The organism is Streptomyces sp. NRRL S-350, from assembly GCF_000719705.1.
In the GTDB taxonomy this organism is placed as follows: Bacteria; Actinomycetota; Actinomycetes; order Streptomycetales; family Streptomycetaceae; genus Kitasatospora.
On sequence record NZ_JOHO01000112.1, the window covers coordinates 1 to 10,659 of the forward strand.

At 73.2% G+C, this 10,659-nt stretch carries 11 protein-coding genes and 1 pseudogene; 6 read left to right on the forward strand and 6 right to left on the reverse strand.

What is annotated here, in order from left to right; genetic code table 11:
- Positions 1-241: 241 nt before the first annotated feature.
- Both IF30_RS0139165 and IF30_RS50015 read right to left on the reverse strand, forming a co-directional pair.
- The gene (locus IF30_RS0139165) at positions 242-934 is read right to left on the reverse strand and encodes a DUF6629 family protein (RefSeq protein WP_030247658.1); all 693 of its coding nucleotides are present in this window, start codon (positions 932-934) and stop codon (positions 242-244) included.
- Between the two features lie 296 nt (positions 935-1,230).
- Positions 1,231-2,070: pseudogene (locus IF30_RS50015) on the reverse strand (DMT family transporter); the annotation flags it as partial.
- A 262-nt stretch (positions 2,071-2,332) separates the two neighbouring features.
- On the opposite strand from IF30_RS50015, the gene IF30_RS0139175 reads away from it, so the two are divergent.
- From IF30_RS0139175 to IF30_RS0139190, 4 genes are all read left to right on the forward strand, one after another.
- A complete protein-coding gene (locus tag IF30_RS0139175; RefSeq protein WP_030247662.1) occupies positions 2,333-2,596 on the forward strand; it encodes a dsRBD fold-containing protein in 264 nt (87 codons plus the stop codon).
- Positions 2,597-2,803: 207 nt separating this feature from the next.
- A complete protein-coding gene (locus tag IF30_RS0139180) occupies positions 2,804-3,634 on the forward strand; it encodes an MBL fold metallo-hydrolase (RefSeq protein WP_037902839.1) in 831 nt (276 codons plus the stop codon).
- A 177-nt stretch (positions 3,635-3,811) separates the two neighbouring features.
- Positions 3,812-4,318 (forward strand): SigE family RNA polymerase sigma factor, encoded by a 507-nt coding sequence (locus IF30_RS0139185; RefSeq protein WP_030247666.1) that lies wholly within the window; start codon positions 3,812-3,814, stop codon positions 4,316-4,318.
- 131 nt (positions 4,319-4,449) lie between these two features.
- Positions 4,450-5,247: a hypothetical protein gene (locus IF30_RS0139190; RefSeq protein ID WP_158835926.1), complete on the forward strand. Its 798-nt coding sequence runs from the start codon at positions 4,450-4,452 to the stop codon at positions 5,245-5,247.
- 159 nt (positions 5,248-5,406) lie between these two features.
- Here the strand turns inward: IF30_RS0139190 and IF30_RS0139195 are convergent, their stop codons facing one another.
- Positions 5,407-6,339 (reverse strand): alpha/beta fold hydrolase, encoded by a 933-nt coding sequence (locus IF30_RS0139195; protein ID WP_030247669.1) that lies wholly within the window; start codon positions 6,337-6,339, stop codon positions 5,407-5,409.
- Positions 6,340-6,480: 141 nt separating this feature from the next.
- On the opposite strand from IF30_RS0139195, the gene IF30_RS0139200 reads away from it, so the two are divergent.
- A complete protein-coding gene (locus tag IF30_RS0139200; protein WP_324605693.1) occupies positions 6,481-7,008 on the forward strand; it encodes a MarR family winged helix-turn-helix transcriptional regulator in 528 nt (175 codons plus the stop codon).
- On the opposite strand, the gene IF30_RS0139205 is transcribed toward IF30_RS0139200, so the two are convergent.
- Positions 6,983-7,909: an AEC family transporter gene (locus IF30_RS0139205; RefSeq protein WP_030247671.1), complete on the reverse strand. Its 927-nt coding sequence runs from the start codon at positions 7,907-7,909 to the stop codon at positions 6,983-6,985. The two genes, IF30_RS0139200 and IF30_RS0139205, sit on opposite strands and share 26 nt — an antisense overlap.
- A gap of 167 nt (positions 7,910-8,076) precedes the next feature.
- Between IF30_RS0139205 and IF30_RS0139210 the strand changes: the two genes are divergently transcribed.
- Positions 8,077-8,535: an HD domain-containing protein gene (locus tag IF30_RS0139210; protein WP_030247672.1), complete on the forward strand. Its 459-nt coding sequence runs from the start codon at positions 8,077-8,079 to the stop codon at positions 8,533-8,535.
- A gap of 222 nt (positions 8,536-8,757) precedes the next feature.
- On the opposite strand, the gene IF30_RS0139215 is transcribed toward IF30_RS0139210, so the two are convergent.
- Together IF30_RS0139215 and IF30_RS42730 are read right to left on the reverse strand one after the other, a co-directional pair.
- Positions 8,758-9,132, reverse strand: a complete 375-nt coding sequence (locus tag IF30_RS0139215; protein ID WP_234323017.1) for a transglycosylase SLT domain-containing protein — start codon at positions 9,130-9,132, stop codon at positions 8,758-8,760.
- Between the two features lie 684 nt (positions 9,133-9,816).
- Positions 9,817-10,659: carboxyl transferase domain-containing protein (locus IF30_RS42730; protein ID WP_324605694.1), on the reverse strand; the 843-nt coding region annotated here is incomplete at its 5' end.

The window sequence follows — 10,659 nt, forward strand, 5'->3', positions numbered from 1 at the left end:
GGCAGGGGCAGGGGGCGGGGCGCTGAGGCCATGAGCTCCGCTCATGGGAACGTCATGAGCGGCACACAGGCAAGAGACCACCTCCCCCATGAGCCCGCCTCATCGGGGGTGCCCATGAGTTCCGCTCATGAGATCCACCTATGGGGACACTCATGAGCCTTGCTCATCGGCAACCCCATGAGCCTTGCTCATCGGCGACGCTCATGAGTCTCGCTCATGAGGAACTGCCCATGAGCTCCGCTCATGGGGCCGGGCGGCCAAGCCGTTCGGCGGCGGTGGGGTCGGCGTCGGCGTCGGCGTCGGAGGAGTGGCCCGCCCATTGGAGGAGCAGAAGGCTGGCGACGGCCGCCAGCGCGCACCAGGTGGAGACGAAGGCGAGGCGCCAGAGCAGCGCACAGACGATGGCGCCCGTACCGATGACGAGGCCGAGCCGGCGGAGCAGACGATCGCCGCTCGCCAGAAGGGATCCCACGGTGACGAGGAGGTACCCGGTGAGCAGAACGGCCGGGTGGGGGATGCCGACGGCGTAGCCCAGGGTGTGGCCGTGCACGGTGGCCGTCACCGGGTGGGAGGCCACGGCTGCGGCGAGCGGCACGGCGACGGCCGCACCGACCAGGCTGAGGCCCGCGAGCAGACGTCGGCGGCGCCCGGTGGCGGCGGACCACACCGCAGTCGGGACCAGGACGGGCAGCAGCGGGAGCGCGACCGCTGCCCAGGCAGTACGGGCCGCCCCGGCCAGGGCGGCAGGCAGCGCGCCGTCCGCACCGAGCCAGACCAGCGCCTCGGTCAGCTGGTGCACGCCCAGCACCACGGGGAGCGCCGCGAGCGGTAACCGCTCTGGCCGCCCGGCCCGGTGGGCGCGGACCAGGCACCCCACGCCGACGCATGCGACCACCCCGCCCGCCACGGCGTCCGCCTGCGCGCTCCAGCACATCGGGCCCCCTAACCGGCGTTCCCAGGGCCGGTGCCGTCATCGCCCGGATCATCGGGGCGTCCGCCGGGCGACGGCGCCGGCCCGGCCCCGCCTCGGCCGTCGCCCGCGCCACCGCCCCGGGATCCGTCCCCGCCCTCGCCCTCGCCCTCGCCCTCGCCTTCGCCCTCGCCTTCGCCCTCGCCACCGTCCCCGGATACGCGGTCGTCCTCCCCGGGTACGCGGTCGTCCTCGCCGTCGTTCCCGGACTTCTCCTCCGGGGAGGCCCCGATCTCCTCCAGGGTGTCGCGGACGGTTCCGGGCAGCGCCGGGTGGCGGCCGATCACGATCACGCCCGTCACGATGGCCAGCAGCCCGGCGGTCTGCCAGGCCAGCGCCCCCGGCGTCACCCGCAGCCGGTCGCCGAGGAAGCCGACCGCGCAGGCGATACCGGCCAGTGGCTGGGCGGCGGTCAGCGCGGGGAGGGACATCCGCAGCGGCGCCGCCTCGAAGGCGCTCTGCACGAGCAGCAGTCCGACCACGCCCGCCACGATCACCGCGTACGGCTGCCAACTGCGCAGTACGGCCGACAGTCCCTCGTGGTCGAGGCGCTGGGTGGTGGTCCGGGTGAGTGCGTCCTGCAGGCCGTAGAGCAGTCCGGCGGCGAGTGCCAGCAGCGTCGCCTCCTCCAGCAGCGGCAGTCGTCGGGCCATCGAGACCAGCAGCAGGACCAGGCCGACCACGATGCCGACCACCAGCCAGTGCCGCAGTTCCCCGGCGGGCGCCCCGCCGCCCGTCGGTTTCCCGGCCACGATGAAGGCCGTGACCCCGAGGCCGAGGAGTAGGACTCCGGCCCAGCCGGAGCGGCCGAGGGTCTGACGGGTCAGCACCCGGGCAAGGGCCATGGCGAACAGCAGGTTGGTGGCCAGCAGGGGCTCGACCAGGGACACCTCGCCCTTGTTGAGCGCGAGCGCCGAGAGGATCAGACCGCTGACCATGAAGCCGGTGCCGAGCAGCCACTGCGGCATCCGGATCAGGTCCAGCAGAAGCCGCCAGCGCAGGAGGTCGGCGCGCGGGGCCCGCTGCGCCGCGTGCTGTTGGAGGACGAAGCCGAGACCCAGACAGCAAGCCGCGCTGAGGGCGAGAAGGAAGACCGCCACGGAGGGACCACCCGGTTGTCGCTGCCTGCGCCGCGCCGACGGGCCGGGGTGGGTCGGCGGTCGCGGCCGCTTCCGCCAGCGTACCGCCGGGGCGGCGGCCGGGCCGGTCGGAAGCGGCGTTCGGCGCGCTGCGACGGTCGCTCCTCGGCCGCGCTTGCCGCCACCGGCGGGGCAGGCGCACGCTGGTGTGAGCGGCCGCCACGGGTCACCGTCCGTGCCGGTCCGGAGAGGCGCGAAGGGGGCCGCCGCCAGGAGGTGTGGCATGCACAACCAGTGGGACGTGGAGCTGAGCTTCGAGGAGGACGGCGTGCACACGGCGTGCGACGCCAGGTTGACGGGCGCGCGGGCGCCGGGCCTGAGCGCGCGCGGCGAGTCCGTGAAGAGCGCCGACGACCGCCCGCTCGCCAGGATCGGCGAGGAGGTCGCGGCCTCCCGCGCCCTGGAGGAGCTGTCCCGCAAACTGCGGGCCCAGGCGACCGGGGAGATCGACGACGAAGGGCACCGCCCGGGTTACCTGATCTACTGACCGCGTCGTCACGGCCGCCGGCGGGCGGCCGACAGCCGAGCGCCGAGAACCGAGGGGGCGGCGCGGTCGCACGCGCGCCGCCCCGGCCTCCTTCGGTCCGGCAACGAGCGGAAACTGGAAGTTCCAGGACTCTGGGCCGGTCACAGCAGTGCGCCTTACAGTGGTTTGGACGGAAGCGGACGATTCCACCCTGGAGGGAGTTCGTCCATGTCCGTTCACCGGGTCCGACCCGACGTCAGCGTCCTCAGCGACAGTCTTGAGGTGCCGGGGATCGGCCACATTCCCGTCAATTCCTTCGTGCTCCAAGCGCAGCAACCCGTCGTCGTCGACACCGGCCTCGGGCTGCCGGACCGCAGCTTCCTGGACACGCTCGCCACAGTCCTCGACCCGGCAGACGTGCGCTGGATCTGGCTCACCCACCCCGACCGCGACCACACCGGCGGAATCCACGCGCTCCTCGAAGCGGCACCGAACGCGAAAGTGGTGACCACCTTCATCGCGGTCGGAATCATGTCCTGCGAGCGACCGCTCCCGCTGGACCGGGTCCACCTTCTGAATCCCGGCCAGTCACTCGACGTCGGCGACCGCACGCTCACCGCGTTCCGCCCGCCACTGTTCGACAATCCCACCACCGTCGGCTTCTTCGACGACCTCACCGGAGTCTGCTTCAGCTCGGACTGCTTCGGCGCCCCGATGCCCAGCGCGGACACGGCCGAGGGAGAGGACGCCGGCGCCGTCCCGGCCGAGGACCTTCGGACGGCGCAGCTGCTGTGGGCCAGTGTGGACAGCCCGTGGGTGGAGAACGTCGACCCGAAGAGATTCCTCGACACCTTCCGCCTGCTGCGGGACCGCGAGCCGGAACTCGTCCTGTCGACCCACCTGCCGGCTGCGGCCGGAATGACCGAGCGGATGATCGGCACCCTTGGGTCCGCAGCAGGGATCTCGCCCTTCGTGGGCCCCGACCAGGAGGCGCTGGCCCAGATGCTGGCCGGCTTCGAACCGGCGGCAACGCCCGGCCCGGACCTGCCCGTTACGTGAGCGCGGGCCGGAGGGACGGCGGCAGTGGCCGTGAGGAACTGGGGCCATGAGGAACCGTGGCCGCGAAGAACCACGGCCGCGAAGAAAAGTGCCTCGCCTGCGCGACATCCTGACGCCCCACGTAGTCATGAGGGATATGCACGGGGATCACAGGACAACAGAACGGGCGGGGACCGAGTGAAGTCAGCACAGGAGGCCGAGTACCTGGAGTTCGTGGCCGCTAGGGCGAAGGCGCTGTACCGCTCGGCGTACGTCCTCGCGGCCGGTGACGCGCATCTTGCCGAGGACCTGGTCCAGGAGGCTCTGAGCCGGGTTTACGTGCACTGGAACAGGGTGGCCCGAGCGGACAGTCCGGAGGCGTACGCCCAGACGGTTCTGGTCCGCAGCTTCCTCAGCCTGCGGCGTCGGCGCAGCACCGGTGAGCGCCCCGTCGGGAGCATGCCCGACAGTGCGGCGGCCGGTCCGGACACCGCGCTGCGGCTCACCCTGCTCGATGCGCTCGCCCAACTGCCGCCGCGCGACCGGGCCGTGCTGCTGCTGCGCTACTGGGAGGACCGCAGCATCGAGGAGACCGCCCGGATGCTCAGGCTGAGCAGCAGCGCGGTCCGCTCCCAGGGCACCCGTGCGCTCGGGAGGGTGCGGGCGCTCCTCGGCGACAGCCTGTCGGACCTGGTCCCGCACTGAGCACCGGCGCCCGGCTCCGAGTAGATCAGAGCAGATCAGTGCAGCTCAGCACTGCCAGCACCGCCGGCACTGCCAGAACCGCCGGCACCGCCGCGACCCACCCCATCGACGACAGACAAGGTGACACCAGCATGCCGTTCGAAGCAGACCTCGCACATGCCCTGGACCGCACGACCGATTCCCTCGAACCCGATCTCACCGCGATCGTGGGCGGCGCCGTCGAGCGGGGGCGGGGCCGTCGGCGTCGGCGCAGCGCCGCCGTCGCCGCCGGGGTAGGGGCCTGCGTCGCGATCGCGGCCGCCGGTGTGATGGCCCCCCAGATGCTCGCCGGGCTCCGCTCCACGGGCTCGGAGGGCGTGTCGCCGATGTCGGCGCCGCGTTCCGCGATCGCCGACACCCAGATGATCCAGACCCTGGAGGCAACGTTCCCCGGGGCCCGGTTCAGCCAGGTGACCGGGCAGAGCAGCAACCCCTCGGATCCGTCCAGCGGGAACGTCGCCAATGCCGGACTGGTCCTCGACGACGGTCAGGGTGCCGCTTCAGTCGGTGTCTCGGCCGTGCGGCTCAAGCTGCCGCTCAGGGACGGCGACGGGCTGAGCTGCGACCGGACGCCCGCGCGTGCCGCAGGCGACACCTGCAAGATGAGCGAACTGCCGAGCAGCGCCACCATTCCCGGCGGGGCCCTGGTGATGTCGGAGCAGACGGCTGCCAAGCAACCGGCACATGCCGACACCGCCCGCCGCTGGACGGTGACGGTGACCGTCAAGTCGACGGGCGCGCAGCTTCAGATGGTGCAGTGGAACACCGCCGTCGGCAGTGGCCCGGACACGCCGAAGCCGACCCGCACCGCTCCTCCGCTCTCCGAGCAGCAGGTGGTGGCCGCACTCACCGGCTCCACCTGGGCTCCGATCCTCGGTGCCGTCGGCTGACCCCTCGCACGGCCGGGGTGGGGTGGCCTGGCGTGACCGCGTCGCGCCCGTGTCCGTTCGACGGGCGCGATCGGTGCGTTCGGCGCCTGCGGCGCGTTCCGGGGACGAGGACGGGGACGGGGACGGGGTCACGGGGACAACGGCGGGGACGGGCCTCGGTCAGGCCCGGGTCGCTGCCAGGAAGTCGATCAGGCGCTGGTTGACCTCCGCTGCGCCCGCCATCGGCAGGTTGTGGTGGGACACGTCCGGAAGGACGGTCACCTCGGCCGCCGGGAGGAGTCGGTGGGCCGCTTCGGCGACGTGGTGGGCGTCGTGGACGCGGCTGCGGGCGGCGAACAGGGCGAGGACGGGCATGGCCAGGGTGCGGAGGCGGTCGGGTGTGGGGCGAGGGCCGGTGACGACGCGCGAGGCGGGGAATTCGGCGTAGCCGAGGGCATAGAGCTCACGCCAGTCGGGGTCGATGCCGGGTGTGCCGGACGCGCAGGGCGTGCCTTCTGTGCCTGACGCGTCTGGGGTGCCGGGGGTGCCGGGGGTGGCGGCAGTCTCCCAGTCGAGGTAGGAGCGGGCGCGGGCCGGGCTGCGGCGGGGGAGGAAGAGCGGCAGGACGCGCAGCAGGTAGCCGGGGCGGAAGCCGGCGAAGCACTGGGTGGGGTCCAGCAGGGCGAGGCGGCCGACCCGGGCGGGGGAGCGCAGGGCGTACTCCAGGGCGATCCAGCCGCCGTACGAGTGGCCGCAGAAGTCGGCTTCGGTGACGCCGAGTTGGTCGAGGACGGCGTCGAGCCAGCCGATCAGGCCGGGGACGCCGTCGAGCGGGGTGCCGTCGTGGACGCTGCGCCCGGGGTCGCCGATGAGGTCGATGGCGAGGACACGGTGCCCGGCATCGGCCCAGGCGGCGGCGTTGGCGAACCAGAGGGTGGAGGTGGCGCCGCCGCCGTGGAGGAGGACGAGGGGGCGACCGTCGCGGGGACCGCAGGCGTTGATGCGGGTGGTGCCGTGGGGGGTGTGGACGGTGAGGGCCTCGACCGGGACGGGCCAGCGGGCAAGCAGGGCGTCGTAGGCGTCGAGGAAGGGGGCGGCGGTGCGGGCGGACATGGCGGGCCTCGCAGGTGTGGTGTGATGGCGTGTCGAAACCGTTCGGGTGAGAAAGTACTCGCTGGGCAAGTATCTCGCTCGACAAGTATCTCGCTCAGCGAAAGAATAATGGCATGCATGTGCTGGAGGAAGGACGACAGGGTGCCCAAGGCTGAGGACCCGATGCGGCTGGTCCATCTACTGCGCGGCCTGACAGTCGAACTCGACTTGTTCGGGGCCGAGTTCGCGGCCCGTCACGGTCTGCACCCGACCGACCTGCGGGCGCTGATCCACCTGCTGGACGCCGCTCGGGCCGGGGAGGTGGTCACTCCGGGGCGGCTCGGCGAGGCGCTGCGGCTGAATTCGGCCGGGACCACCGGTCTGGTGGACCGGCTGGAACGGCTCGGGCTGATCCGTCGCGAGCGCGACCCGCAGGACCGGCGCCGGGTGCGGCTGCTGGTGGAGGACCGGGCGATGGAGCTGGGGCAGGGCTTCTTCGGTGGGCTGATCGGCGACCTGCTCGACGCGATGCGGCGGTTCGAGCCGGGGGAGTTGGACACGGCCCGGCGCTTCCTGGAGGCCATGGCCGAGGTGGTGGCCACGGCCAGGCAGGACGGGCAGGACGGGCAGGACGGGCAGGACGGGCAGGGTGGTGAAGCCGGGCCTACTTCGGCCCGAGGGCCCAGCTGATCACCGACAGCGTCGCCATCGACGCCAGCGTCGACCAGAGCACCGCGTCCCGGGCGAGGACCGCGCCCTGCCCGTACTCGCGGGCGTAGGTGTACACGTTCTGCGCGGTGGGCAGTGCGGAGAACAGCACCACGGTGAGCAGTTGGTGTGCGGGCAGGTGGAGCAGCGGGCCGGCCACGGCGAGGGCGGCGAGCGGCTGGACCAGGGTCTTGATCGCCACCGTCAGTCCGACTTCGGCGCGGCGCGAACGGCCTTCCGCCGGCGGCCGGTTGTGCAGGGATATGCCGAGGGTGATCAGCGCGGTCGGGACGCCGGCGCCGCCGAGCAGTTCGCAGGAACGGTTCAGCTCGGCGGGCAGGTGCATCCCCGTTGCGGAGAAGACGGCGCCGAGGGCGGTGGCGAGCAGGATCGGGTTGCGAGCGGGCAGGGTGAGCAGGGCCCGGCGGCCGGCCGCGCCGCCGTCGAGGACGGCGAGGACGACGGGGGTGACCAGCAGGATCTGGAACAGCACCACGGGGGCCACGAAGGAGGCGTCGCCGATGACCTGCATGGTGACCGGGATGCCGAGGTTCGCCGAGTTGACGTAGCCCGAGGCCATCGCGCCGATCGCCGACTCCCCGGGCTTCCGCCGGAAGAGCCGGCGGCCGACGAACAGCCCCAGGCCGGTCGCGACGGCGGTGCCGGCGGCGAAGGCGAGCATGGAGGGGTTGGCGAAGCGGTCCAGCGGGGTTCGGGCGATCATCAGGAAGAGCGCCGCCGGCATCGCCACGTGGAAGACGAACCGGTTGAGCACCACCTCGGCGTGCGGGCCGAGCAGCCCGGTGCGGCCGACGACGTAACCGACTCCGGTCAGCGCCCAGATCGGGGCGAAGCCGGACAGGAGCGGGTGCAGCGATGGCATGGTTCCTCGGATCGCTCGGACGTGCCTGCCGGAAGCGGCGGGGGTCGCCCGCCGGAGGCGTCGACGCGTGGGCCGGTGGACCCCCCGAGCCTTGAACCCCCGGGGCAGTAAACCAGTGGCCGTCATCGTGTCGATCACGGGCCTACGATGAGCCGATGGAGGAGTCGATGGAGGACGAGTACCTGAGCCTGACCGAGGTGGAGGCGCTCGCGCGCCGCGCCCACGAGGGGCAGGTCGACAAGAACGGCCACCCGTACGCCGAGCACATCGCGGCGGTCGCGCGCGGGGCTGCCGCACGCGGCGGTAACGCGGCGCAGATCGCGGCGGGCTGGCTGCACGACACCGTCGAGGACGACCGGCTGAGCCGGGAATGGCTGGCGGCGGCAGCGCTGCCGGCGGAGACCAAGGCGATCGTGGACGCGCTCACCCGGCGTCCGGACGAGCCGACCGAGGCGTACGCCGCGCGCATCCTGGCGACGCCCGGTGCGCTGCTGGTCAAGCGGGCCGACCTGGCGCACAACTCGGACCCGGACCGGCTGGCCACGCTGGACACGGCGACCGCCGAGCGGTTGGCCGCCAAGTACGCGCGGATGCGCGAGCTGCTGGGGCTGACGGGCGAGCTGTAGCGGCAGGTGGGGGCACGCGGCCGGGCCGTAGCGGCAGGTGGCGGCACGCGGCCGGGCCGTAGCGGCAGGTGGCGGCACTCGGCGGAGACCAGGAGAGGGCCCGGACCACGCGGATCGCGCGCGTCCGGGCCCTCTCGGGCACCCCGGTGGTCCCTGTCCGACCCCGGGGTGAGGGGGAGTGGTCAGGGGGCCGGCGGAAGTCGGTGGGCCGAGGAGGTCGGCTTAGTACCAGTGGTGGGTCTGCCAGAAGTTCCACGCGGCGTTCGGGCTGCCGTAGCGCGAGTTCATGTAGTCCAGCGCCCACTTGATCTGGGTGGTGGGGTTGGTCCTCCAGTCGGCACCGGCCGAGGCCATCTTGGAGCCCGGCAGCGCCTGGCCCAGGCCGTACGCGCCCGAGCTGGGGTTGGTCGCGGTCACGTTCCAGCCGGACTCGTGGGAGATGATCTGCTTGAACGAGGCCAGCTGGTTGGCCGGGACGATCTGGGCGGCGATCGTCTGCGGGGAGGCGGTGGCGGCGTTCGCGGTGGCGGGAAGGACGCCCGCACCCAGGGCGGTCAGACCGGCGGCGCCGGCAAGAATCGCGGCCGAGGTACGCATACGGAGCTTGAAAGCGGGCATGAAGAACAAGACCTCAATCAGGTTGGGCCGGGTCACTCCCCGCCCGAGACCGTGGCCGGACAGGGGCCGAAACGGTCGCGGGGCGTGACTCGGCAGTAAGCCGTTCACCGGCGGGACAGGAGCCGGTGTGGCTGGCGACGAGAGCAATTGTTGCCAGACCGGATCGGTCGCCGCCAAGAGCCCTTCGGTACGACTGGCGGTCGTACCCGGAGCTGTCGCCGTGGATTCGAAGGTGCAGTCTCGGCGGACCGCGCGCGGCCGTTCCGGCCTGCGCGGATGCGGTGGCGGAAGGGCGTGGGCAGGGGGCCGGCCCCGTCTACTACGGTCCGTCGTGGGCGCTGATTCCGTGTGAGCGCACTCACCGTTCGGGCCACTGCGGCCGTCACGCGCGGGTCCGGGGGAAGCACTTTGAGTACAGACGATCAGGTGTCTGCTGAGACCGGCGCCACACCGTTGCGGCACCGGCCGAGGGGCAGCGCTCCGTAGCCGACAGGGTCGTCCGGGTGCGGTTCGCGTCCGGGATCCAGGTCGAAGCCCAGGCCCCGGCCCGGCCGCCCAGCCCCAGTCCCAGCCCCCAGGTCCAGGTCCAGGTCCAGGTCCAGCCTCCGGCTCGGGTCCAGACCCAGCCGACCGGCCCGCGGATCGGGGACCGGAGGCCGACGGTCAGCGCGGGTCGCCCAGGCGCCGGTGCCGCACGGCCCGGGTCGCGTGCCGGTCCGCTGCGGGGGCCGCCGCCAAGGCTCCGAGTGCCGCGCCGACCGCCTGGCCGAGCCGGGCGCAGAAGGCCTCCGGCTCGTCGGCGGCGTCCGGCAGTTCCGGGACCACCTCGTCGACCAGCCCCACCTCTGCCAGGTGATGCGCGCCGATGCCCTGGGACCGGGCCAGTTCGGCGGCGTGTGCGCCGTCCCGGTGGACGATCGCCGAGGCGCCCTCCGGCGGTAGCGGCGCCAGCCAGGCGTGGCCGGCGGCGATCACCCGGTCGGCCGGGAGCAGCGCGAGCGCGCCGCCGCCCGACCCCTGGCCGAGCAGGACGGCGAGGACGGGGGTGCGCAGGGCGAGCAGAGTGGTCAGGCAGTGCGCGATTTCCACCGCGATGCCCTCCCGCTCTGCCCGCGCGGACAACTCGGCCCCGGCGGTGTCCACCACCGTGACCAGGGGCAGTCCGAGCTGTTCGGCGAGGCGCGCGGTGCGCCGGACGGCCCGGAGGTCGGCGGCGGTGAAGGGGCGCTCGTGGTCCGGAGTCTGCCGCTGCTGCCCGACGACCACGACGGGCCGGCCGCCGAGGACGGCGAGCGCGCGGACCAGCGCGCCGCCCCGGCCGCCGGGGGCGTCCAGCAGCACCAGCTCTTCGGCGGTGTGCCGCAGCAGCTCGCGGGTGCCCGGCCGGTCGGGGCGGCGGGTGCGGCGGACGGAATCCCAGGCGTCGGGGCGTTCGGCGTCGGAGGTGGGTCGAACGGCGCCCGTAGGAGAGGTGGCGGGGGTGTCCGCAGCGGGGGAGGGGGCGCT

Excerpts from the sequence above, each read along its gene's own strand:
- IF30_RS0139215 (WP_234323017.1), bottom strand. The coding sequence starts at position 9,132 with ATGCGTACCTCGGCCGCGATTCTTGCCGGCGCCGCCGGTCTGACCGCC.
- IF30_RS0139165 (WP_030247658.1), bottom strand. The coding sequence starts at position 934 with ATGTGCTGGAGCGCGCAGGCGGACGCCGTGGCGGGCGGGGTGGTCGCA.
- IF30_RS0139210 (WP_030247672.1), top strand. The coding sequence starts at position 8,077 with ATGGAGGACGAGTACCTGAGCCTGACCGAGGTGGAGGCGCTCGCGCGC.
- IF30_RS0139175 (WP_030247662.1), top strand. The coding sequence starts at position 2,333 with ATGCACAACCAGTGGGACGTGGAGCTGAGCTTCGAGGAGGACGGCGTG.
- IF30_RS0139195 (WP_030247669.1), bottom strand. The coding sequence starts at position 6,339 with ATGTCCGCCCGCACCGCCGCCCCCTTCCTCGACGCCTACGACGCCCTG.
- IF30_RS0139190 (WP_158835926.1), top strand. The coding sequence starts at position 4,450 with ATGCCGTTCGAAGCAGACCTCGCACATGCCCTGGACCGCACGACCGAT.
- IF30_RS0139180 (WP_037902839.1), top strand. The coding sequence starts at position 2,804 with ATGTCCGTTCACCGGGTCCGACCCGACGTCAGCGTCCTCAGCGACAGT.
- IF30_RS0139205 (WP_030247671.1), bottom strand. The coding sequence starts at position 7,909 with ATGCCATCGCTGCACCCGCTCCTGTCCGGCTTCGCCCCGATCTGGGCG.